We start from the raw sequence: 22,095 nt of genomic DNA on the forward strand, positions 1-22,095 counted from the left end.
TTCGGAAGAAAATGTGCGGCATGAATTCATCGTCCACCGCGCCGCCGTCGTTCGGATTGTTGTTGCGCCAGGTGCGCGACGCGCTGATGCGCCAGCTCGATGCCGAGATGAAGGGCGAGCTGCCCGACTTCGGGTTCAGCCACTACGTCGGTCTGAAGATCCTGGCCGTGCGGTCGCCCTGCACGGCCAACGAACTGGCGCAGGCGCTGGACCAGACCCCGAGCGCGGTGACCCGCCTGCTCGACAAGCTCGAAGCACTGGGCGCGGTGCGGCGCGAGCCGCATGCCCAGGACCGGCGCGCGCTGCAGATCGTCATGACCGAGCAGGGCGTGGCGCTTTGGGAACGGCTGCGCCTGCGCGGGGAACGTGCGATCGAGCATGGCCTGCGCGACCTGGATGCCCCTGAGCGCGAGCAACTCACCTCCCTTCTTATCCGTGTCCGCGATGCACTCAACTCATGAACGCTGCTAGTTCCTCTCTCCAGACGCTGCGCCCGCGCCCGATGCGCCTGGCGCGGCCACTTGTTGTCGCCGCCCTGACGCTGGCGCTCGCCGCCTGCGCCAGCAGCCGCGGCCTGTCGCCGCAAGGCACGGTGCTCGACGCCAACCAGCTGCACGCCGAGCGCACCCTCGCACAGGCCGGACTGAGCCCGGCGGCCTGGCCGGCCAGCGATTGGTGGCGCGCCTTGGGCGATGCGCAATTGAATGCGCTGATCGGCGAAGGCCTGCAGCACAGCCCCAGCCTTGACGCGGCCGACGCACGTCTGCGCCAGGCGCAGGCGCGCATCGGTACCGCGCAGGCCGATCGCGGCCCCAGCCTGTCGGTTTCAGGCGGCTACGCAGGCGTGCAGTTGCCGGAATCGGTGGCTGGCGAGGAACGTGGCGGACGCTTCGGCGGCAATGGTCAGCTGGTGGTGGATTTCCGCTATGGCGTGGACTTGTGGGGCGGCAAGCGCGCCGCCTGGGAAGCGGCGGTGGACACCGCGCACGCAGCCGAAGTGGATGCGCAGGCCGCGCGCCTGAACCTGTCTGCGGCGATCGCCGAAGCCTATGCGCAGCTCGACTACGCCTGGCGTCTACACGATGTAGCCGACGAGGAACTGGTGCGCTCGCGCAAGACCGTGGAGCTGACCCAGCAGCGTCGCAGTGCCGGCATCGACAGCGACCTGCAGCTGCGTCAGGCGCAGGCCCGGGTGCCGGCCGCGCAGCAGCAGGTGCAATCGGCGCAGCAACAGATCGATGAGGCACGCAATGCGCTGGCGGCGTTGCTCGGCCAGGGCCCGGACCGCGGGCTGGACATCGCACGCCCGGTGCTGGGCGCGACCATCGCCGCGCAGCTGCCGAGTAACCTGCCGGCCGATCTGCTTGGCCGTCGCCCGGACGTGGTGGCTGCGCGCTGGCGCGTGGAGGCGGCCGACAAGGACATCACCACGGCCAAAACCCGTTTCTATCCCAGCTTCAACATCACCGCCCTGGGGGGCGTGGTGAACCGCGATATGGGCCAGTTGCTGGAAAGCGCGTCGGTCTTCGGCTTGGTCGCCCCGGCATTGAGCCTGCCGATCTTCGACGGCGGCAAGCTGCGCGCCAATCTGGCCGGCAGCGATGCGCAGTACGACCTTGCGGTGGCCGACTACAACCAGAAAGTGATCGCAGCACTGCGCGAAGTGGCCGACCAGGTCAATGCCGTGCGTTCGCTGGAGCAGCGCGCACGTGCGCAGGACGATGCCGTGCAGACCGCCACTGCTGCATTCGATCTGGCCGAGCAGCGCTACCGCGCCGGCATCGGCGGCTATCTGGAAGTGCTCAGCGTGCAGGAGCAGTTGCTCGTCGCACGCCAGCGCATGGCTGGGCTGCAGTCGCAACAACTTTTGGCCTCGGTGAGGTTGCAGCGTGCGTTGGGCGGCGGATTCACGCCGGAGCCCGCACGCGACACCGCACACACCGCGCCCACTTCCGCACAACCGAATTCCTGAGACATCGACGATGAGCCAGACGACTCCAACTTCTTCCCAACCCGCGCCGGCCGCACCCAGCAAGCGCCGTGCGGCGCTGCGCATCGTGGCCATTGTGGTGATCCTGGCGATCATCGGTATCCTGACCTGGTACGTCCTGGTCGGCCGCTGGTACGAGGACACCGACGACGCATACGTGCAGGGCAACCAGGTGCAGATCACGCCGATGGTCGGCGGCACCGTGGTGAGCATCGGTGCCGAAGACGGCATGCGCGTGGAGCGCGGCCAGTTGCTGGTGCAGCTGGACCCGGCCGATACCGCGGTAGCGTTGCAGCAGGCCGAAGCCAATCTGGCCAAGACCGTGCGCCAGGTGCGCGGTCTGTACCGCAGCGTGGAAGGTGCGCAGGCTGAAGTGTCCGCGCGCGAAGTGACGCTGCGCAGCGCCCGTGCCGACTTTGCCCGCCGCAAGAATCTGGCCGCCAGCGGTGCCATTTCCAACGAAGAACTGGCGCATGCCCGCGAAGAACTGGCGGCCGCCGAAGCCGCGGTGAGCGGCTCGCGTGAGAGCTTCGAGCGGAATCGTGCGTTGGTGGACGACAGCGACCTGGCCAGCCAGCCGGATGTGCAGACCGCCGCCGCGCAGGTGCGTCAGGCTTATCTCAACCATGCGCGCACCGGTGTGGTGGCGCCAGTGTCCGGCTATGTGGCGCGGCGTTCGGCGCAGGTCGGCCAGCGCGTGCAGCCGGGCAGCGTGCTGATGGCTGTGGTGCCGCTGGAGCAGGTGTGGGTGGAAGCCAACTTCAAGGAAACCCAGCTCAAGCACATGCGCCTGGGCCAGGAAGTGGAGCTGCATTCGGATCTGTACGGCGGTGGCGTGAACTACACCGGTCGCATCGAGAGCCTGGGGCTGGGCACCGGCAGCGCGTTTTCGCTATTGCCGGCGCAAAACGCCAGCGGCAACTGGATCAAGATCGTGCAGCGCGTGCCGGTGCGCATTGCGGTGGACAGCAAGCAACTGGCCGACAATCCGCTGCGCATTGGTTTGTCGATGAAGGTCGACGTCAATCTGCATGACCAGCAGGGCAGCGTGCTGCCGACCAAGCTGGCGACCGGTTCGGTGTTCTCCACCGAGGTGTATGCGCAGCAGTTGCAGGCTGCCGATGCCGACATCCATCGCATCATCCAGGACAACCTGCCATCGCAGGCTGCCAGCAAGGCGGGCTAAGCCAGCATGTCTTCGCAAGCTCCCACCGCGCCGGGCGGCCCTTCGGCACCTGCGCCCGCCGCCGGCTTTCGCCCGGCGAGCGTGGCGCTGTGCACCATGGGCCTGGCCATGGCCTCGTTCATGCAGGTGCTGGATACCACCATCGCCAACGTCTCGCTGCCGACCATCGCCGGTAACCTCGGCGCCAGTTCGCAGCAGGCCACCTGGGTCATCACCTCGTTCGCGGTGAGCACGGCGATCGCGTTGCCGCTGACAGGTTGGCTGAGCCGGCGCTTCGGCGAGACCAAGTTGTTCGTGTGGTCCACGCTGGCCTTCACCATCGCCTCGCTGCTGTGCGGACTTGCCCAGAGCATGGGCATGCTGGTGGTCGCACGCGCGCTGCAGGGGTTTGTCGCCGGGCCGATGTATCCCATCACCCAGAGCTTGCTGGTGTCGATCTACCCCCGCGAAAAACGCGGGCAGGCACTCGCATTGCTGGCGATGATCACCGTGGTCGCGCCGATTGCCGGGCCGATCCTGGGCGGCTGGATCACCGACAACTACAGCTGGGAATGGATCTTCCTGATCAACGTGCCGCTGGGCATCATCGCCAGCAGCATCGTGGGCTCGCAGCTGCGGCATCGTCCCGAACAGCTCGAAAAACCACGCATGGATTACATCGGTCTGATCCTGCTGGTGGTCGGCGTGGGCGCGTTGCAGCTGGTGCTGGATCTGGGCAACGACGAGGACTGGTTCTCCTCCGACAAGATCGTGGTGCTGGCCTGCGTCGCCGCCGTGGCGCTGGTGGTGTTCGTTATCTGGGAACTCACCGACAAGGACCCCATCGTCGATCTCAAACTGTTCCGGCATCGCAACTTCCGCGCCGGCACATTGGCCATGGTGGTGGCGTATGCGGCGTTCTTCAGCGTGAGCCTGTTGATCCCGCAGTGGCTGCAACGCGACATGGGCTATACCGCGATCTGGGCGGGCCTGGCCACTGCACCGATCGGTATCCTGCCGGTATTGATGACGCCGTTCGTTGGCAAGTATGCATTGCGGTTCGATCTGCGCATGCTGGCCACCGTCGCCTTTATCTTCCTGTCGTTCACCAGCTTCCTGCGCTCCAACTTCAATCTGCAGGTGGACTTCAGCCACGTGGCGACCGTGCAGTTGGTGATGGGCGTCGGCGTGGCGTTGTTTTTCATGCCGGTGCTGCAAATTTTGCTCTCGGACCTGGATGGGCGCGAGATCGCGGCAGGCTCCGGCCTGGCCACCTTCCTGCGTACCCTGGGCGGCAGCTTCGCCGCGTCGTTGACTACGTATCTGTGGGCGCGTCGCACGCAGGTGCACCACGCGCACATCACCGAACACATCTCGGTGTACACGCCCGGCATGCAGGAACAGGTCACCGCGATGGGGCAGGGCGATCTGCAACGCGGCGCGGCTTCGCTCAACAACATGATCAACCACCAGGCCTCGCAGATGGGCTTCAACGACATCTTCTACCTGCTCGGCTGGACCTTCCTGGCGATCATCTTTTTCCTGTGGCTGGCCAAGCCGCCGTTCGGCGCAGGTGCCGGTGGTGCAGCGGCAGCTGGGGGGCATTGAGCGTCTTCACCCAAACGAGAAAGCCCCGCCAGGAGCAGGGTTCTCTTTGTGTGCTAGCAGGCAAGCGAATGCTGGAACCTATTGGGATTGCGGTGTTGCTTGGAGAAGCTGCAGCGGCACACAGCCGATAACGCATGCCTTGGCCGATGCAAGGGCGCGTAGGGTAGGATGCGCCGCAGCGATGCTGACCGTCCACGGGTTGCTGGTTGAGCCACTTGTCAGGTCGAGCTGCATCGCTCATGTTCTATGCACATCACAAGGAAGCCCTGATGCGTTTTTATTCCACCGTGCGTCGTGTGACCGCGACCGCCTTGCTCTTCCCATATCTTTGCTTCGGCAGCGTCTCGCTGGCAAATGCAGCGGCTGCGCGTCCAGAAGTCGCCAAGCAGGCCAAGGTCTATAGTTCGAGCGATGGAGCCAAGGTGTCGACCTTGCGCTACGGTCCGCGCGAGAAGAATCAGGCATTGGTGCAGGTCATCGGGGCCGATAGCGAGATCGACGACAAGATCCTGTTGGCGACGACCAGTGCCACGCAGAAGGACACGCGTTATACGGTCCAGCTGAAAGGGCAACCCTACGTACTGTTGATTCTCAACGACGGTAGCGGCGAGTTGTATTTGCCAGGCGCACCGAAGCCGGCGCGGGTCGGGTACGACAGCGGCGCCTCCGAGCAGATCAATCCCGAGCACTATTTGACGGACTATCAAGCGCAGACGGCTGCCGGTAAGTAAGTGCAGCACGTGCATGCAGGTCCGCGTGATCGGGCCTGCTAGCTGCACTTGGTTCGATAGGTAGCTGTCCCTTGCAAACCGTCATCTGCAGACAGGGGCTAGCGCTCATGGCCAGACGGCGCAGTCGCTGGGCGCGTGCGGTGGGCATTCGCAATCGTGCGTGCAACTTGCTTCTCGGCGCGGCGCGCCCGACGGATGCTTGCTGCATTTGCCGGCCGTTCCGATACGCTGGCGATGCGTCACCGGCCATGCCGTGCCATCGATGTTGTCTTTATTTCCATGGGGTGCGGCAACGCAACCGTCTCAACGCTAGCGATGTCTTTCAATCAAAGATACGTGTGCGAGCGGGCGCGGCGACGGTGTTGGGATCTTTATCCGGCAATGCATCGAGCAGCTGCACTGCGTGGCCTCGATGGCGTTGCGACAGGGCTGCAAGGCGCTTAGCCTGCGCGCCTCGCTGCATAACGTGGACAGTGTTGAGGTTAGCGCCTAGTGCGATAAGGCGCTTGGGTGTCTGTAAAGCGCGGCGGAGGCGCGCCCCGATGTGGTGTTGAGTGGCAACGCATCGCGATGGATCACTGCTGCTGTGGGTGCTGCTCGGCGTGAGCTTCGCCGACGCTCAGTGGGCCCATACGATGATGCAGCAACCAATCGCTGGAACCGCTGCCGGAGACCGCCCGCAACAGGCCACGGCTCCGTCGCAAAGTAGTGCGCGAGCGCAAATACCCAAACGCAAAAAACCCCGCCGAAGCGAGGTTTTTTACGATCTACCGTGAGTCGTGGTGCCCAGGAGAGGACTCGAACCTCCACGAAGTTGCCCCCGCTAGCACCTGAAGCTAGTGCGTCTACCAATTCCGCCACCTGGGCGACTCAGGGTGCGAATTGTGCAAGTTGCGCGCGAAGCTGTCAACGCATCTCGGACAAATTCTTCGTGGTGGCTGGTACTGCGCGGCCACGTGAGAAAACGGCGCGGCGGGCGCGCGCATTGCACGCCCGCCGCGACATGTACTTAAGGCAGCTGCGTCGCCTGCAGGCTGACCTCCGCACTCTGCACCGGCTCGCTTGCCGAGCGTGCCAGCTGCACGCGATAGGTGCCGGCGGCGATCTTCCAATGACGTGCCTTGGCATCGAAATCGGCCAGCGTCTTGGGCTCTGCCACCACCTGCACGCTGCGTTTTTCGCCGGGCTTGAGCGTGAGCTTTTGCCAGCCGATCAAGCGCAGCGGTGTGGCATGACCATCGGGCAAGGTGACATAGAGCTGTGGCACGGCCGCCCCTTCGCGCGGGCCGGTGTTCTCGACCTCGAAGCGGGCGGTGAGGGTGCTGCCTTGCGCATCCACCTGCAGGCCACCCATGCGGAACTGCGTATACGACAAGCCGTGGCCGAACGGATAACGCGGGGTCAGCTTGCGTGCGGCAAACCACTTGTAGCCAACGTTGGCGCCTTCGATGGCGTAGTCGATGGTGTCCTCGCCCGGCTTGGCCGGCTTGAAGCCCAGCCCCGGAATCGAGGGCCGCGGCAGCTGCGACTCGTCCACCGGCCAGGTCACCGGCAGATGGCCGGAAGGATTCACCGCGCCGGTCAGCAGGTTGGCGATTGCCTCGCCGCCGCCGATGCCCGGGTACCACGCCTGCAGCACCGCCGGCACGCGCTCGGCCCATGGCATGCGCACGGGGCCGTTGGTTTCCAGCACCACGGTGGTCTTTGGGTTGGCTTTGGCCACTGCGTCGATCAAGGCATCCTGGTTGTTGGGCAGCTGCATGTCCGGCAGGTCCACCGATTCGGCCGACCACTGGGTGGCGAACACGATCGCCACATCGGCGGCCTTGGCCGCGCGTGCGGCGGCAGCGCGGTCCTTGCCGTCGACATAATCGATCTGCACGTTCGGCAATGCGGCGCGCAGTGCCTGCAATGGCGAAGACGGATGGATGATCACCGGGCCCGGCCAGGTGGTCGGGGTAAGCCCGGGCACCGCATTGCCGCCGTTGATGGTGTAGTCCACCCGCGAAGAGCCGCCGCCGGACATCACGCCCTTGTCGGCGTAGCCGCCGATCACCGCAATGCGGCGCACATCCTTGGAGAGCGGCAAGGTGGCCTGCTCGTTACGCAGCAGCACGCTGCCTTCTTCGGCGACATGCTGCGCAGCCAGTTGCCCGGCCTTGCCATCGATAGGTTGGCGTTGGGTGGGGTGATCGAACCCGCCATGCGCGAACAGGCTGCGCAATACGCGCTTGACCATGTCGTCGAAGCGCGCGCGCGGCACTACGCCGGCACTTACCGCCATGCGCAACGGTGCGTCGAAGAACACTGCCGCATCGAACACTTCGCCGGCCGATTGCTGGTCCAGTCCGGCCAGCGCGGCCTTGGAGCCGCTGTGCACGCCGCCCCAGTCGGACATCACATAGCCGGGGTATTTCCATTCCTGCTTGAGTACCTGGTTGAGCAGGTAATCGTGCTCGCAGCCGTAGACGCCGTTGATCTTGTTGTACGAGCACATCACCGACGCCGGGTCGCCGATTTTCAGCGCAATCTCGAAGGCCAGCAGGTCCGACTCGTGCATTGCCTGCTCGCCAATCTCGGCGCTGTGGAAGTTGCGCCGGGTTTCCATGTCGTTGAGCGCGTAGTGCTTCATCGTCGACAGCACGTGTTCGCTCTGCACGCCACGGATGGATTCGCCGACCATGATGCCGGCCAGTAGCGGGTCTTCGCCGGCATATTCGAAATTGCGCCCATTGCGCGGGTCGCGCTGCAGGTTGACGCTGCCGGCCAGCAGCACGTTGAAGCCCTGCTGCCAGGATTCGCGGCCCATGGTCTTGCCGCCGGCAAAGGCCAGCTGCGGGTTCCAGCTGGACGCCGTAGACGGGCCCGAAGGCATCGCGGTGGCGAAGTCGCCCTTGCGGATACCGCCCGGATTGGTGACGCCCACGCCGGCATCGGCCAGCTGCTGCGCCGGGATGCCCAGGCGCGGAATGCCGGGCACATAGCCGGCCGATCCCAGCGCGCCTTCCGGCTTGGGAATCTTGTCGGTGCCCAGGCCGAAATAGCTGCGCAGCATCTGGAATTTTTCGTCGTCGGTCATCTGCGCCAGCAGCCGGTCTGCACGCTGGTCGGCGGTCAACGCGGTGTCCATCCACGGCTGCGATGCAGGTGCGGATTGTGCGAGTGCCAATGGCGCAGCCAATGCAATGCCCAGGCCCAAGGCCACCGCCAGGACGAGCGGGCGAGGACGATGGGGAGTCGTTGTAAAGGTTTTCATATCGGGATGTGGCACGGGATTTCCTTGTGGTGCTGGGTCATTACGAAAGTGGGGCAGGCAGATGCCCGAATGAGCGGCGTGGAAAGGCGCCGCCCGGTCGCTCGCCTAAGACGGCGGCGCGGTTAGAAGTCGGTCTGCACGGTACGCAGCACCGGATACAGCTGGTAGCGCTCGTCCCAGGAAGAGTGCCGCTTGGCGAAGAACTCCAGGCGCGCTTGGGGGCTCTTGGCAAACGCCGGGTCGGTGGCGATGCGCTGTTCGAACTGCGCCTGCAGCGCCGCGTCGTTGGCCAACATCTCGCGCGCCACGTCTTCGGCCACGTAGGCCTCCATGTATTCCTTGCGCTCGAAGGCCGCGTTGAAAAAGCCCCATTGCAGCAACGAGTCCGGTGCTTGCGGCTCCAGCATCGCCATCACCAGACGGGCCTTGGGTTGGGCAATCGGCACGAACAGCGAACCGGCCGGCACGGCGCGCGTTTCATCGCGCCACTGCCCCACGACGTCCAGCGTCTGATGGCCTTCGTTCGAGCGCGGGGCAAAGCTGGCGGTGTCGGCGCGGAAGGTTTGCACCGGGTGTTCGGCCGCACTGGCGATCATGCGGAATTCAATACCGTGCAGGCGCAATTTTTCAGCGACGAAGGCAGCGTTCGCAGCCGGCACCAGATACCCGCCGCGCGGTGAATCGACCACCAGATCGGGCTTGATCTGGTCGCGCAGCGGTATCTTCCAGATCTGCGGTTTGCTCTCGTCGTAACGCGTCATCAAGGCGCCGGAAATCGGCGAGGGCGTTCGCGTATAGGCATAACCGCGAAATGCCACGGTGCGTGCGGCAGGGCCGGCGGCAAAGCTGAGCGGCTCGGGCATGCCGGCCAGCTGGCTCGCACGTTGATCGGCCGCCAGCGCATCGGCGCGCCAGGCGTTGCCGTGTTTTGCGGCCTGCTGCAGTACCGACACGATGGCATTGCGGGTCACCCTGACCCGCGTGGGGTAGTCCTTCCACGAGTGGGTTTCCACCAACATGCCGAAGCGGTTGCGCAATAAAAAGTAGCCATGCGAAAACCGCGGCGGCGACACGTCGTCGGCAAAGCCGGAGCTGGGGTCGTCTTCGTGCACAAAGGACGGGTAGTACGGCAGCGGCAGCGAACCTTGCTTGGCTAGATCGCTCAGCACCGCATCGCGCCAACGCGTGCCGTCGCGCTGCAGCGTGCTGTCGCCGGCATGCACCGGCTCCACCTGTACCGAGACGTCGTGCTCGAACTTGGCGCCGTCGGTGACATGCAGGTCCACGTACATCAGCGGGTCCCACTGCTGCACCAGCCGCAGCATGGCCTGCATCTCCGGCGCGTCGGCCTTGACGTAGTCGCGGTTGAGGTTGAGGTTCTGCGCGGTGACGCGCCAGCCCATCTGCTCGGGGCCCCGCTGGTTGGGGCGGTTCCAGGCGCCAAAGCGCTCATGCCCATCCACGTTGAACACCGGCACGAACACCCACACCACCGTGTCGAGCACGCCTTTGCCCGCCTTGCCATCGAGCAGTTGGTGCAAGGCCAGGAAGCCCGCGTCCTTGCCATCGATCTCGCCGGCATGGATGCCGCCCTGGATCAACACCACCGGCAGCTTGCGCTGCGCGGCGCTGGCCGCATCCAACGCACCGCTGGTGGAGGCGATCAATGCCTTCATTGGGCGGCCTTCCGGTGTGGTGCCGAACTCCACGCAGCGCACCGCCTGCGGGTAGCGCTGTGCAAAGGCATCGCACAGCGCAATGACTTCGTCGTAGCGGCCGGTCTGCACAAAGCCGCTGCGCTCGGCCTGCGTGGTCAGCGGTTCGGCGGCTAGCGCGGCAGGGGCACAGGTCAATAGCAACAGGCTCAGGGCCAGGCGGGTGAAGCGGGGCATCCAGCGGTCCAGTGTTCCAGGAAAACGTTTGCAATGTAGCCGAGGCGAGCTGGCAGGCCAATCTGCACTGCGGCATTGCTGCCGGCTTCAAGCGGACGCGAGCGACTTGAAATTCCCGGTTTTTGCTGGGTATCGATGCGTTTTGCGCGTGGCCGCATTTGGCGTCGAATGCGCGCACGGCGATGCACCTGGCGCGCGACGCCAGCCGCGCATCGCTCCTGCATGGCGGCCGGCCTCTCGGGGCCGTTACGATAGGGGTTGTTTTCCGTTCGACCGGACCGCCTTTGACCACCTCCACCTTGCCGGGCCCCACGGCTGGCGCGCGACTGCCGCGACAGATTCCTTTCATCATCGGCAACGAAGCCTGCGAGCGTTTCAGCTTCTACGGGATGCGCAACATCCTGGTGCAGTTTCTGATCACCTCGATGCTGCTGCAGGAGGTTGGCGGGCCGGGCCGCGAGGCGGAAGCCAAGCACGTCCTGCACAGCTTCATGATCGGCGTGTTTTTCTTCCCGCTGCTGGGCGGCTGGCTGGCCGATCGGCTGTTCGGCAAATACAACACCATTCTGTGGTTCAGCCTGATCTATTGCGCAGGCCACGCGTGTCTGGCGATGTTCGAGGGCAGCCGTCACGGCTTCTTCGTGGGACTAAGCCTCATCGCGTTGGGTGCGGGCGGCATCAAACCGCTGGTGGCCTCGTTCATGGGCGACCAGTTCGACCAGTCCAACAAGCACATGGCCAAGGTGGTGTTCGACGCCTTCTACTGGATCATCAACTTCGGCTCGCTGTTCGCCTCGTTGCTGATCCCGCTGGCGCTGAAGAATCTGGGCCCGTCTTGGGCGTTCGGCATCCCCGGCATCTTGATGTTCGTGGCCACGCTGGTGTTCTGGCTGGGCCGCAAGCGCTATGTGCTGGTGACATTGCCACCGAAGGACCCGCACGGGTTCGGTGCGGTGCTGCGTACGGCGTTGCTGGCACGTGCGCCAGGGCAGGGGCGGCCTGGGCTGGCGCTGGCAATCATCGCGGTGGTCGCTGCACTGGCCTGCATGGCGCTGATCGAGCCGCTGGGCATCGTCATCTGTCTGTGCATGGCGCTAGTGCTGCTGCTGGCCGGGATCGGCGGCGGCACCTGGTGGCAGTTGGAACGCGCGCGCGGCACGCATCCGGATGAAGCGGTCGAGGGCGTGCGGGCATTGCTGCGGGTGCTAGTGATCTTCGCGCTGGTGACGCCATTCTTTTCGTTGTTCGATCAGAAGGCCTCGACCTGGGTGCTGCAGGGACGCGAGATGACCATGCCGGTGTGGTTCACCGCCTCGCAGATGCAGGCGCTCAACCCGCTGCTGGTGATGCTGCTGATCCCCTTCAACAACCTGGTGCTGTACCCACTGTTGCGCCGCCGTGGTTGGGAGCCGACGCCGTTGCGCCGCATGACCAGCGGTATCGCCTTCAGTGGCGTGGCGTGGATTGCGGTCGGCGCGATCCAGGTCGTGATGGACGGCGGCGAGCCGATGCACATCGCCTGGCAGATGCTGCCCTATGCCTTGCTCACCTTCGGCGAGGTGCTGGTGTCGGCCACCGGCATCGAGTTCGCCTACAGCCAGGCGCCGCCGTCGATGAAGGGCGTCGTGATGAGCTTCTGGTATCTGACCACCACGGTGGGCAATCTGTGGGTGCTGCTATCGAACGTGGCGGTGCGCAACGCCACGGTGACCTCGCATATCGCCGATACTGGGCTCAGCGAAGCAGCATTTCTGATGTTCTTCTTCGCGGCCTTCGCATTCCTGGCAGCCCTGGCCTTTGGCCTGTACGCACGCCGTTATCGCATGGTCGACAATTACCGCTCTGCCTGAGGTCTGCATGATTACCCTGATCCTGATCGCCATCACTGGCATCGTCTCGTGGATGGCGTTCAACAACCGCAAGCTGGCCGACCGACTCATCCTGTGGCCGCCAGCGCTGGATAAACAGCGCCAGTACGACCGCCTAGTGACCTACGGCTTCATCCATGCCGACGTGGGGCACCTGGTCTTCAACATGATCACGCTGTTCTTTTTTGGACGGGTGATCGAAAACGTGATGACGCAGCTGACCGGCAGCATGCTGACCTACCCGTTGTTCTATCTGGCCGCGCTGGTGGTGTCGATCCTGCCCAGCTATCTGAAGAACCAGAACAACCCCAATTATTTGAGCCTGGGCGCCTCCGGTGCGGTGTCGGCGGTGCTGTTCGCCTTTATCCTGCTGCAGCCGTGGACCATCATCCTGGTGCTGTTCATTCCGGCACCGGCGATCATCTATGCGGTGTTCTATGTCGGCTACAGCCTGTGGATGGACCGCCGCGGCGGCGATCGCATCAACCACAGCGCGCACCTGGCCGGTGCGGCATTCGGGGTGATGTTCATGCTGATCATGGAGCCGCGGGTGTGGCAGGTCTTCCTGGAGCAGCTGTCCAATCCGCGCTTCGGCTGAGGGCGCTGGCAGGTCCGGACGTTCGGATACCGGCTAGCCGGCGCTGCGGTAATGCGTCAGTGCAGCGGTTGCGTGCGGCAACCGGGCCAGGACCGACGCCACGGCGTCACGGGTCCTGGCAGATGGAGCGACAACGGCATCAGGCCGCGCTGCGTTCCCGGTCGGTGCTGAGCGCCGAGCCCGATACCGCGCCGTAGGCCTGCTGCAGGCGCTCGTAGACGGTATCGTTGAGCTGTGCGAAGTCGGGGTTGTGGGTGTCGCCGTTGATGGCGAACTGGAACAAGCCTTCCAGCAGCGAGCTGTCGCTGTCGGTGCCGTTTCCTGCCGAATCGTTGTGCATGCGGTGACTCCTCGTTGGTAAGGCGAGGGCGGTTGCCAGGCCGGAGACCGGTTGCAGCGAGCGCCTTCGAGTCAGCTATCGGCGCTCCCCGAGCGAACTTGAGCACCTCTTCGCCAAGCCGAGCGGGCGGTCACAGCGTGGATTCATTTTCACGCAGGCGCGGCGTCGCGCTGGTCACACTTGCCGCATATTCCCGGCCCGGCGCAGACGAGATGGCAGCGACAATGCACGCCGAACACGATCCATCACAGCAGCGCTTTGTGGTTGACAGCGAAGGACATCGTGCCGAACTGGTCTATCGCATCGAGAGTGCGCGCATGACCATCACGCATACGCTGGTGCCGGATGCGATTGCAGGGCGCGGCATTGCCGCCGTTCTGGTCGAGGCTGCTTTGCAGCATGCGCGCGACGCCGGCCTGAAGGTCGTGCCGGCGTGCAGCTACGCCGCCGCCTACGTGCGCCGGCATCAACAGTTTCAGGATCTGCTGGCCTGATGGACAGCAGTGGGTGGTTCGATCAGGGGAGCAGGTGGGAATGGGGCGGTTGCGTGGATTCAATGGTGTACGGGCTCTGCTGATGCTGGCCCTGTTGGCGGGCTGTACGCAGCGCGAACCCAACGCGGTCGAGCAGCCTGAGCCGGCTGCCGATGCGGCTACCGCAACGCCGGCTCCGGAACCGCTGATGGTGCAGAGCGGCCCGCTGGAAGATGTGATCGAACATGCGCCGGCGTATATGGTCGGTATCAGTTATCCGCGTGGGCTGGATGCGTATCCGGAGCTCACTGCGCTGATTCGCAAATATGCACAGGATGCCCGCAGTGAACTGATGGAAGCCGTCTCCGGTCTGGGCAACGACAAACCGGCGGCTCCCTATGAATTGTCGCTGGCATTCGAAAAGCTGTTGCAGACCGCCGACCTGATCGTTATCTCCGCCGATGGCAGCCGCTATACCGGCGGTGCGCATGGCGAGCCGTTGGTGGCGCGTTTCGTGTGGCTAATCAAGGAACGCAGGCAACTGACCGCGCAGGCACTGATTCCCGATGCGGCTGGATGGGAGAAGATCGGTCACGACGTCGCTGCGCAGTTGCACGCTGCTGCCACCCAGCGTGTGGAAGCTGATCGTGTGCCGGTCGAAGAACAGGCCGAGCAAGTCGCATCGGCCGACCGCATGATTGCAGAAGGCACTGCAGCGCAAGTGGACAACTTTGCGCAGTTCGTCCCGGTGTTGAATGCGGCCGGTCAGATCACTGCGGTGCGCTTCGTGTTTCCGCCGTATCAGGTCGGGCCATATTCGGATGGCACGCAAACGGCCGAGGTCGCTGCATCCACCTTGATGCCGTGGGTCGCGCCGGAATATGTACATCTTTTCGCTCGTTGAGGTGTGGCCCCGCAGGTGATGTGATTGAATAGCTTGGCCATTCAGTAATGTAATCAAACGGTGATATGAGTAGTTTCGATCCAACCGCAAACCGCGTGGACCACACCTGCGCGCGCTATCCAGCCTTTCCGCGGGAGCCCGCTGTCCTGGTGAGGTTGATCAAGCATCTCTACAAGCGGCTGCATACCATCAGTTGTGTGCGACTCAAGCCGTACGGGATCAGTCCGCCGGAATACGAAATCCTGATGATGTTGTATGGCACGCCGGAGCAGGCGATTACCCCGACCGAAGCGGCCGAGGCGGCGAGCGAGAAGCCGGCCAACATTACCCGGCTCACCGACCAGCTGTGCGAAAAAGGCTTGATCGCACGTGGCAGCAGCCCCGACGATCGTCGCAAGATCATGCTCACCCTGCAGCCGGCCGGGCTCGCACTGATCGAACATGTGTTGCCAGAAGCCTGCACGCTGTTGCACGAGCAGACGGTGGACATCAGCGACGCCGAGCAGGTCCGTCTGGAAAAATTATTGAAGAAATTGCTCAATGGCGTGGATGCCATTGAGTCCTGACGGGTTACCCAGCAGTTGCCGCGCAGGCCGATCCCAAACGACAACGCCGCCCGGATCGCTCCGGGCGGCGTTGTCGTGATGCAGGCCGATTACGGCTTGGACTGCGGTGCTTCCGGAGTGGCACCATCGCCGCCGTTCGCACTCAGGCCGCGTTTTTCGAGCAAGGGCTCGATCTGCGGTGCGTGCCCGGCAAAGTTCTGGAACAGCTCCATTGCATCCACGCTGCCGCCACGCGACAGCAACGTCTGGCGGAAACGGTCGCCGTTGGCCCGGCTCAACCCACCATGCTGCTTGAACCATTGCTGGGTGTTGGCATCCAGGACTTCGGACCAAATGTAGGCGTAGTAGCCCGCTGCATAGCCGCCCATGATGTGGCTGAAATACGGGGTCTTGTAGCGCGGCGGCACCGGCGCGTAGGCAATGCCGTCCTGCTGCAGGGCCTTGGCTTCGAATGCCATGACGCCGGCGGGGTCGGGCACCTGGCTGGCGCTGATCTGGTGCCAGTTCTGGTCAAGCATTGCCGCACCCAGATACTCGGTGGTGGCAAAACCCTGGTTGAACTTGGAAGCGGCGATTACCTTGTCCAGCAATGCCTGCGGCATTGGCGTGCCATTCTGATAATGCTTGGCGTAGTTCTTCAGGATGGAAGGCTCGTCTGCCCACATTTCGTTGACCTGCGAGGGGAACTCGACAAAGTCGCGCGGCACGCTGGTGCCGGAGAAGTACGGGTATTTGACGTCCGAAAACATGCCGTGCAGCGCATGCCCGAACTCATGGAACATGGTGGTCACCTCGTCCCAGGTCAGCAGCGTCGGCTGGCCGGCCGGCGGCTTGGGGATGTTGAGGTGGTTGGCCACCACCGGCTTGAAACCGGTTAGGTCCGACTGCGACACGTACGAGTTCATCCACGCACCGCCGCGCTTGGACTCGCGTGCGTACATGTCGGCAATGAAGATTGCCAGCTGCTTGCCATCGGCGTCGAACACGTCATAGACGGTGATGTCGTCGCGGTAGGTGGGCAGGTCGGTGCGCTGCTTGAAGGTCAGGCCGTATTCCTGGTTGGCCGCGTAAAACACGCCGTTTTCCAGCACGTTCTTGAGCTCGAAGTACGGCTTGAGCTGCGACTCGTCGAAGTTGTACTTGGCCTGGCGCACCTTCTCGCTGTAGTAGGCCCAATCCCAGGCTTCGAGCTTGAAGGTGGGCTTGCGTGCGGCTTTTTGTTCCTTGTCGATCATCGCCTGCAGATCGGCTGCCTCGCGCTTGGCATTGGCGACCGCCGCTGGTGCCAGCTTGCCCAGCATCGCGTTGACCGCTTCAGGGGTCTTGGCGGTCTGGTTTTCCAGCGAGTACGCGGCGTAGGTCGGGAAGCCGAGCAGCTTGGCCTTGTCGGCGCGCAGCTTCATGATGCGCGACACCAGCGCGGTGTTGTCGTACTGACCGCCGTGGCTGCCGCGCGAGACCGAGGCGTCGTAGATCTTCTTGCGCAACTCGCGGTTCTTCAGCTGGGTCAGCGGCGGCTGGCCGGTGGTGTTGAGTAGCGCGATCACGTACTTGCCATCGAGCTTGCGCGTCTTGGCCGCTTCGGCAGCAGCGGCGATCTGTTCTTCGGACAGGCCGTCGAGCTGCTTGACGTCATCCACAACAACTGCTGCTGCATTGACCTCGGCCAGCACGTTCTGGCTGAAAGTGGTGCCCAGGTTGGCCAGTTCGGCATTCATCGCCTTGAGCGTGGTCTTGTCGGCATCGGAGAGCTTGGCGCCATCGCGGACGAAGTCGCTGTAATACTTCTCGACCAGGCGCAGGCCTTGCGCGTCCAGGCCCAGCTTGGCGCGTTGGTCGTACAAGCTTTGGATGCGCGCGAACAGTTTGCCGTTGAGCGAAATCGCATCGCGATGCGCGGCAAACTTTGCCGAATAATCGGCCTGCAGTTTCTTGCGTGCATCATTGGTGTCGGCACCCACCAGATTGAAGAACACCGTGGTGGCGCGATCGAGCGTGGCGCCGCTCTTCTCCAGCGCGACGATGGTGTTCTCGAAGCTCGGCTTGGCTTTCTGGTTGGCGATCTTGTCCACCTCCTTCAATTGCTCGGCCATGCCGGCGTCGAAGGCGGGTGCGAAGTCGCTGTCTTTGATCTTGTCGAACTGCGGGTAGTGCAGCGGCAGTGTGCTGTCTGCGAAAAACGGGTTGCCTTGGGTGGCGGCCTGCGTGGTGGCGGGCGCGGCGATGCTATAGGACGGCATGGCGAGTCCCAGGGAAGCGGCCAGGGCGAAAGCGAGACGGGTGGTCAAGAGGATGGCTCCAAAGTGCGAACCGCCGAGGCTAACCCAGCGTGCCGGGACAAGCGTGTGACAAAAGGCATGGCTGACTGACGGACGCGACCATGCGCCAGGTGACGCGACAATCCAGGGCGACAGCGCGCTGTGACCTGGCCGGGACAGCCGCCAATGGCTCGGCGACACATCCGGACAGCCGGCAGCGCCTGCCCAGCGAGCGCGCGGCCAGAGTGGTGCTGGAGACAGGCATGCAAACAGCCATCGATGCGCGACCGGAGCGCAGCGCGTCCGTGTCGCATGAGCGGAGGTGGCAGTTCTGCCAACGGACGGCGTGGCGGGCCGATACGACTGGGGTAGGCTGGCGCCTTCCCTGTCGAGAGCTGCCGATGACTGCGCTATCCACCTTTGAATTCACCGATCTGGACGGTTACCCGCATGCCTTGGCCGACTACGCCGGCAAAGTCTTGCTGGTGGTCAATGTGGCGTCCAAATGCGGCTTCACTCCGCAGTACGCGGGATTGCAGGCGCTGTGGCAGCGCTATCGCGAGCGCGGGCTGGTGGTGATCGGTTTCCCCTGCGATCAGTTCGGTCACCAGGAGCCGGGCGATGCGGCACAAATCCGGCAGTTTTGTTCGCTCGACTATGCGGTGGATTTTCCGCTGGCGTCCAAGGTCGAGGTCAACGGCAGCGACGCGCATCCGCTGTGGAAATGGCTCAAGCACGAACAACGCGGCCTGCTTGGCTCCGAGGCGATCAAGTGGAATTTCACCAAGTTCCTGATCGGCCGCGACGGCACCGTGCTGGAGCGCTATGCGCCGACCACCAAGCCGGAGGCCCTGGCCGACGATATCGAGCGTGCGCTGGACGTCTGATATCGCCAACGCACCCAACCTCATCAACGCGCCCGGATCATCTGAGCGCACCCGGGCGCGACGAGGCGTTACCGAGGATGTGAGGCCTTATGCCAAGGATGAGGCGTTACTGGGAGTGCTTCATCGCGCCCAAGGGCGCTGCTACGACGGTGCGGTAGCGGCGACCCCGCACGCTGCATCACTTCTCGACGAAGGCGCGTTCGAACACGTAATGCCCCGGCGTGCCAATACGCGGCGAGGTCTGGAAACCGCGCGCGTCCAGCAAGGTGCGCAGGTCGGCCAGCATCTGCGGGCTGCCGCAGATCATGAAGCGGTCATTGGCCGGGTCCAGGGTCGGCAGGCCCAGGGTCTGCTGCATGCGGCCATCGGCCATCAGCTCGGTCAGCCGGCCCTGGTTGGCAAACGCTTCGCGGGTGACCGCCGGGTAATACAGCAGTTTTTCGCGCAGCAGATCGCCGAGGAATTCGTGCTGCGGCAGCTCGCGTTCGAAGTAGTCGCGGTACGCCAGATCCTGCACGAAGCGCACGCCCTGGGTCAGGATCACCTTGTCGAAACGCTCGTAGGTTTCCGGGTCCTTGATGATCGACAACCACGGCGCCAGGCCGGTGCCGGTGCCCAGCAAATACAGGTTGCGGCCCGGGTGCAGGTCGCTGATCAGCAGCGTGCCGGTGGGCTTCTTGCCGACCAGCACCTTGTCGCCCGGCTGGATGTGCTGCAGCCGCGAGGTCAGCGGGCCGTCCGGCACCTTGATGCTGAAGAACTCCAGATGCTCTTCCCAGTTGGCGCTGGCGATCGAATACGCACGCAGCAACGGCCGGGTTTCGGTTTCCAGCCCGATCATCACGAACTGGCCGTTCTCGAAGCGGAAACCGGCATCGCGGGTGGTGGTGAAGCTGAAGTAGGCATCGGTCCAGTGGCGGACCTCAAGCACCGTTTCGGCGCCAAAAGCGGAAGACATACCGGTTTAGTGTCGTGGGAGGAGTACCCGGCAATTCTACCTCAAGCCAGCCAAATGAGATGAACTCTCATTTGGCGGGAATGGAGAATCGGGAATCGGGAATGGGGTGCAGTGCCGAAAGATCTGTGCCTCTTCAGGATCCGCAGGCTCAGTGCCTGTCAGCCGCAGGAGCGCCGCTTCTAACGATTCCCCATTCCCCATTCCCAGCCTCACCGATACCCCGCCGCCTGCAGCTCGAACAGCTCCGCATAGCGCCCGCCTTGGGCCATCAGCTCTTCGTGGGTGCCGTTGGCCTCGATGCGCCCCGCCACCAGCACCAGGATGCGGTCGGCCATGCGCACGCTGGAGAAGCGGTGCGAGATCAACACCGCGGTGCGGTTGTCGGAGAGCTCCTTGAAGCGCTGAAACACCTCGAATTCGCTGCGCGCATCCAGTGCTGCGGTGGGTTCGTCCAGGATCATCAGTTGCGCATCGCGCATGTAGGCGCGTGCGATGGCGATTTTCTGCCACTGCCCACCGGACAGGTCCACGCTGTTCTTGAAACGGCGGCCGATCAATTGGGCGTAGCCATCGGGCAGGCTGTCGATGAGTGCGCCGGCCATCGCGCGCTGCGCAGCGGCCTGGATCCGCGGCGCATCGTCCATCGCATCCACCTGGCCCACGCCGATGTTCTCGCCCACGCTGAGGTGGTAGCGCACGAAGTCCTGAAAGATCACTCCCAGGTTGGCGCGCAGATCGTCCAGATCGTAGTCGCGCAGGTCGTGACCATCGAGCAGGATGCGGCCCTCGTCAGGGTCGTACAGCCGCGCCAGCAGCTTGACTAGCGTGGTCTTGCCGGCGCCGTTTTCGCCGACCAGTGCCAGCACTTCGCCAGCGCGCAGTTCGAAATCCAGATGCCGGACCGTCCACGTCTCTGCGTCCGGATAACGGAAGCCCACATCCTCGAACACGAACCCCTGGCGGATCGGCCGCGGCACCGGCAAGGCGTTGGGGCGCGAGCGGATTTCCGGCACGATGTTGAAGAACGAATACAGATCGTCCAGATACAAGGCTTGGCCGGCGACCTGCGAAAACCCGATCAACAGGCCTTCCAGCAATTGACGCAGACGCAGGAAACTGCCGGCCAGAAAGGTCAGGTCGCCGATGCTGAAATCGCCGCGCACCGTGCGCCAGGCGATGTAGCCATAGGCCATGTAATAGCCCAGCGTGCCCAGCGCCGCCAGCACCGCACCCCAGAACGCACGCTTGCGCGCCAGTGCGCGGTTGGCCTGGAAGAACTTGTCGGCCAGGCGCCGGTAACGCGCAATCAGAAAGCGATGCAGGTTGAGGATTTTGACTTCTTTTGCGGTCTCTACGCTGGCGCCGACCTGGCGCAGATAATCGAGCTGGCGGCGCTCCGGCGTCCACTGGAAGTTGAGCGAATAGCCCAGTGCATTGAAGTGCGCCTCGCCAATGAAGGCCGGGATCAGCGCCACTGCCAGCAGCACGATCAACCAGGGTGCGTACACCACCAGGCCCACTGCTAGGCTGACCACGGTGATCGCATCCTGCACCTGGCCAAACAACTGGCTCATCAGGTTCATGCGGTTCATGGTCTGACGGCGTGCGCGATCCAGCTTGTCCTGCCGGTCGGGGTCTTCGAAATCTTCCAGATCCAGCTGCGCGGCATGCTCCATCAGGCGCACGCTGGCGGCGTTGTTGAACAGCTCCGACAACAGCGCATCGGCATAACCGACCATGCGCCCGAGTAGGTCAGAGCCGATCGCCAGCGCCAGTTCCAACGCCAGCAACTCCAGTAAGCGGTTCAAACGCCCGCTGCCCAGCGCCTGCGTAAAGGACTCGAATGCCGGCGGCTGGCCGACCAGGTGGATCGCCTCGTCGATGATCAATTTGCCGATGTAGAGCGTGGCCACCGGCATCAACGCGCGAAGCACGCGCAGGCCGATGCTGCTGGCGCTCAGCCAGCGGCTGGTCTGCCAGATCTGGCGCAGGAACGGTGGCAGGTTGCGTAGCGCATCCAGGCGCTCGCGCAGGGTGGGGCCGGTACGGGGAGCGGCGGGCGCGGCGGCGCCGGAACGGGAAGCTGACATCGCATTAGTGTGCAGCGCTTCGCGTCGGCGCGGGGTGTTGGAGTACTCGCCGGGCAGGGCTCGCCCTTGCCGCTGGCCGGCAAGCTGCACCGGTCAGCGCAACGCCTCGGCCAGCCGCAGCAGCAGCGCCGACACCGCCTGCGGGTCGAGCGGGGCCGCGGCGGCCTGCAGGCGCGTTTCTGCAGTGGCGACTATGCCGGAGGCCTTTTTCAGGGCGGCGCGGCCCTTGGACGTGAGTTCGGTCTTCTGTACGCGGCCGTGCTCGGGATGCGGCATGCGTGCGATGAAACCGGCGCGTTCGAGCGTTACCAAAATCGCCTGCATGGTCTGCGGGGTCACGAACGCGCGCCGGGCGAGGGCAGCGTTCGATGCGCCCGGCTCGCCTTTCAAATAGGTGAGCACCGCATATTGGGGCGTGGTCAGGCCGATGTCGCGCAGGTCGGTATCCATGCGCGTGCGCAGGGCCTGCTGTGCCAGCTTCAACGCATAGCCGATAGTCGCGTATGGGTCG

General features: G+C 64.1%; 18 protein-coding genes and 1 tRNA gene. 11 read left to right on the forward strand and 8 right to left on the reverse strand.

Translation table 11 applies throughout. The annotated features are described in order from the left end of the window. Window positions 1–20: 20 nt before the first annotated feature. The 5 genes from BJD12_RS20635 to BJD12_RS20655 all read left to right on the forward strand — a co-directional run bounded on the left by BJD12_RS20635 (window position 21) and on the right by BJD12_RS20655 (window position 5,494). Window positions 21–461: a MarR family winged helix-turn-helix transcriptional regulator gene (locus BJD12_RS20635; RefSeq protein ID WP_005988284.1), complete on the forward strand. Its 441-nt coding sequence runs from the start codon at window positions 21–23 to the stop codon at window positions 459–461. Then, the gene (locus tag BJD12_RS20640) at window positions 458–1,972 is read left to right on the forward strand and encodes an efflux transporter outer membrane subunit (protein ID WP_042827600.1); all 1,515 of its coding nucleotides are present in this window, start codon (window positions 458–460) and stop codon (window positions 1,970–1,972) included. Before BJD12_RS20635 ends, BJD12_RS20640 begins: the two co-directional genes overlap by 4 nt. Window positions 1,973–1,982: 10 nt before the next feature. Beyond that, a complete protein-coding gene (locus BJD12_RS20645; protein WP_005988289.1) occupies window positions 1,983–3,176 on the forward strand; it encodes an HlyD/EmrA/EmrK family protein in 1,194 nt (397 codons plus the stop codon). Window positions 3,177–3,182: 6 nt separating this feature from the next. Then, window positions 3,183–4,763 carry a DHA2 family efflux MFS transporter permease subunit gene (locus tag BJD12_RS20650; RefSeq protein ID WP_039422672.1) on the forward strand — a complete coding sequence of 527 codons (1,581 nt, stop codon included), beginning with the start codon at window positions 3,183–3,185 and terminating at the stop codon, window positions 4,761–4,763. Window positions 4,764–5,032: 269 nt separating this feature from the next. Further along, on the forward strand, window positions 5,033–5,494 hold the full coding sequence (locus BJD12_RS20655; protein ID WP_228861546.1) for a hypothetical protein: 462 nt from the start codon (window positions 5,033–5,035) through the stop codon (window positions 5,492–5,494). Window positions 5,495–6,274: 780 nt separating this feature from the next. Here BJD12_RS20655 and BJD12_RS20660 read toward each other — a convergent pair. The 3 genes from BJD12_RS20660 to BJD12_RS20670 all read right to left on the reverse strand — a co-directional run bounded on the left by BJD12_RS20660 (window position 6,275) and on the right by BJD12_RS20670 (window position 10,642). After that, window positions 6,275–6,361: transfer RNA gene (locus BJD12_RS20660), tRNA-Leu, on the reverse strand. A gap of 142 nt (window positions 6,362–6,503) precedes the next feature. Then, complete coding sequence (locus BJD12_RS20665) at window positions 6,504–8,750, reverse strand: beta-glucosidase family protein (protein WP_074059458.1); 2,247 nt, start codon at window positions 8,748–8,750, stop codon at window positions 6,504–6,506. A gap of 122 nt (window positions 8,751–8,872) precedes the next feature. Continuing rightward, window positions 8,873–10,642, reverse strand: coding sequence for a M14 family metallopeptidase (locus BJD12_RS20670; protein WP_005988297.1), 1,770 nt, complete (start codon window positions 10,640–10,642; stop codon window positions 8,873–8,875). Between the two features lie 284 nt (window positions 10,643–10,926). Between BJD12_RS20670 and BJD12_RS20675 the strand changes: the two genes are divergently transcribed. Both BJD12_RS20675 and BJD12_RS20680 read left to right on the forward strand, forming a co-directional pair. Next, window positions 10,927–12,492: a POT-type proton-dependent oligopeptide transporter gene (locus BJD12_RS20675; protein ID WP_005988299.1), complete on the forward strand. Its 1,566-nt coding sequence runs from the start codon at window positions 10,927–10,929 to the stop codon at window positions 12,490–12,492. Between the two features lie 7 nt (window positions 12,493–12,499). Beyond that, window positions 12,500–13,108, forward strand: coding sequence for a rhomboid family intramembrane serine protease (locus tag BJD12_RS20680; protein WP_005988301.1), 609 nt, complete (start codon window positions 12,500–12,502; stop codon window positions 13,106–13,108). A gap of 139 nt (window positions 13,109–13,247) precedes the next feature. On the opposite strand, the gene BJD12_RS20685 is transcribed toward BJD12_RS20680, so the two are convergent. Beyond that, window positions 13,248–13,448: a hypothetical protein gene (locus BJD12_RS20685; RefSeq protein ID WP_005988303.1), complete on the reverse strand. Its 201-nt coding sequence runs from the start codon at window positions 13,446–13,448 to the stop codon at window positions 13,248–13,250. Between the two features lie 212 nt (window positions 13,449–13,660). On the opposite strand from BJD12_RS20685, the gene BJD12_RS20690 reads away from it, so the two are divergent. From BJD12_RS20690 to BJD12_RS20700, 3 genes are all read left to right on the forward strand, one after another. After that, complete coding sequence (locus BJD12_RS20690; RefSeq protein WP_074059459.1) at window positions 13,661–13,942, forward strand: GNAT family N-acetyltransferase; 282 nt, start codon at window positions 13,661–13,663, stop codon at window positions 13,940–13,942. Between the two features lie 40 nt (window positions 13,943–13,982). Further along, window positions 13,983–14,825 (forward strand): DUF3298 and DUF4163 domain-containing protein, encoded by an 843-nt coding sequence (locus BJD12_RS20695; RefSeq protein WP_042827602.1) that lies wholly within the window; start codon window positions 13,983–13,985, stop codon window positions 14,823–14,825. Between the two features lie 65 nt (window positions 14,826–14,890). Beyond that, window positions 14,891–15,391, forward strand: a complete 501-nt coding sequence (locus BJD12_RS20700; protein ID WP_005988309.1) for a MarR family winged helix-turn-helix transcriptional regulator — start codon at window positions 14,891–14,893, stop codon at window positions 15,389–15,391. 89 nt (window positions 15,392–15,480) lie between these two features. Here the strand turns inward: BJD12_RS20700 and BJD12_RS20705 are convergent, their stop codons facing one another. Then, entirely contained in the window at window positions 15,481–17,679 is a 2,199-nt protein-coding gene (locus tag BJD12_RS20705; protein WP_042827603.1) for a M3 family metallopeptidase, read from the reverse strand. A gap of 371 nt (window positions 17,680–18,050) precedes the next feature. On the opposite strand from BJD12_RS20705, the gene BJD12_RS20710 reads away from it, so the two are divergent. Further along, the gene (locus BJD12_RS20710) at window positions 18,051–18,536 is read left to right on the forward strand and encodes a glutathione peroxidase (RefSeq protein ID WP_005988313.1); all 486 of its coding nucleotides are present in this window, start codon (window positions 18,051–18,053) and stop codon (window positions 18,534–18,536) included. 178 nt (window positions 18,537–18,714) lie between these two features. Here BJD12_RS20710 and BJD12_RS20715 read toward each other — a convergent pair whose 3' ends face one another. From BJD12_RS20715 to BJD12_RS20725, 3 genes are all read right to left on the reverse strand, one after another. Next, on the reverse strand, window positions 18,715–19,494 hold the full coding sequence (locus BJD12_RS20715) for a ferredoxin--NADP reductase (protein ID WP_005988314.1): 780 nt from the start codon (window positions 19,492–19,494) through the stop codon (window positions 18,715–18,717). Between the two features lie 209 nt (window positions 19,495–19,703). Continuing rightward, window positions 19,704–21,584: an ABC transporter ATP-binding protein gene (locus BJD12_RS20720; protein ID WP_005988316.1), complete on the reverse strand. Its 1,881-nt coding sequence runs from the start codon at window positions 21,582–21,584 to the stop codon at window positions 19,704–19,706. A 93-nt stretch (window positions 21,585–21,677) separates the two neighbouring features. Continuing rightward, window positions 21,678–22,067, reverse strand: a complete 390-nt coding sequence (locus BJD12_RS20725) for a MarR family winged helix-turn-helix transcriptional regulator (protein ID WP_201765694.1) — start codon at window positions 22,065–22,067, stop codon at window positions 21,678–21,680. Window positions 22,068–22,095 lie beyond the last annotated feature (28 nt).

The sequence above is a fragment of the Xanthomonas vesicatoria ATCC 35937 genome, assembly GCF_001908725.1.
Lineage (GTDB): Bacteria > Pseudomonadota > Gammaproteobacteria > Xanthomonadales > Xanthomonadaceae > Xanthomonas > Xanthomonas vesicatoria.

Coding starts and splice junctions, on each gene's coding strand:
- BJD12_RS20635 (WP_005988284.1), top strand. CDS start 21: ATGAATTCATCGTCCACCGCGCCGCCGTCGTTCGGATTGTTGTTGCGC.
- BJD12_RS20640 (WP_042827600.1), top strand. CDS start 458: ATGAACGCTGCTAGTTCCTCTCTCCAGACGCTGCGCCCGCGCCCGATG.
- BJD12_RS20645 (WP_005988289.1), top strand. CDS start 1,983: ATGAGCCAGACGACTCCAACTTCTTCCCAACCCGCGCCGGCCGCACCC.
- BJD12_RS20650 (WP_039422672.1), top strand. CDS start 3,183: ATGTCTTCGCAAGCTCCCACCGCGCCGGGCGGCCCTTCGGCACCTGCG.
- BJD12_RS20655 (WP_228861546.1), top strand. CDS start 5,033: ATGCGTTTTTATTCCACCGTGCGTCGTGTGACCGCGACCGCCTTGCTC.
- BJD12_RS20665 (WP_074059458.1), bottom strand. CDS start 8,750: ATGAAAACCTTTACAACGACTCCCCATCGTCCTCGCCCGCTCGTCCTG.
- BJD12_RS20670 (WP_005988297.1), bottom strand. CDS start 10,642: ATGCCCCGCTTCACCCGCCTGGCCCTGAGCCTGTTGCTATTGACCTGT.
- BJD12_RS20680 (WP_005988301.1), top strand. CDS start 12,500: ATGATTACCCTGATCCTGATCGCCATCACTGGCATCGTCTCGTGGATG.
- BJD12_RS20685 (WP_005988303.1), bottom strand. CDS start 13,448: ATGCACAACGATTCGGCAGGAAACGGCACCGACAGCGACAGCTCGCTG.
- BJD12_RS20690 (WP_074059459.1), top strand. CDS start 13,661: ATGGCAGCGACAATGCACGCCGAACACGATCCATCACAGCAGCGCTTT.
- BJD12_RS20695 (WP_042827602.1), top strand. CDS start 13,983: ATGGGGCGGTTGCGTGGATTCAATGGTGTACGGGCTCTGCTGATGCTG.
- BJD12_RS20700 (WP_005988309.1), top strand. CDS start 14,891: ATGAGTAGTTTCGATCCAACCGCAAACCGCGTGGACCACACCTGCGCG.
- BJD12_RS20710 (WP_005988313.1), top strand. CDS start 18,051: ATGACTGCGCTATCCACCTTTGAATTCACCGATCTGGACGGTTACCCG.
- BJD12_RS20715 (WP_005988314.1), bottom strand. CDS start 19,494: ATGTCTTCCGCTTTTGGCGCCGAAACGGTGCTTGAGGTCCGCCACTGG.
- BJD12_RS20720 (WP_005988316.1), bottom strand. CDS start 21,584: ATGTCAGCTTCCCGTTCCGGCGCCGCCGCGCCCGCCGCTCCCCGTACC.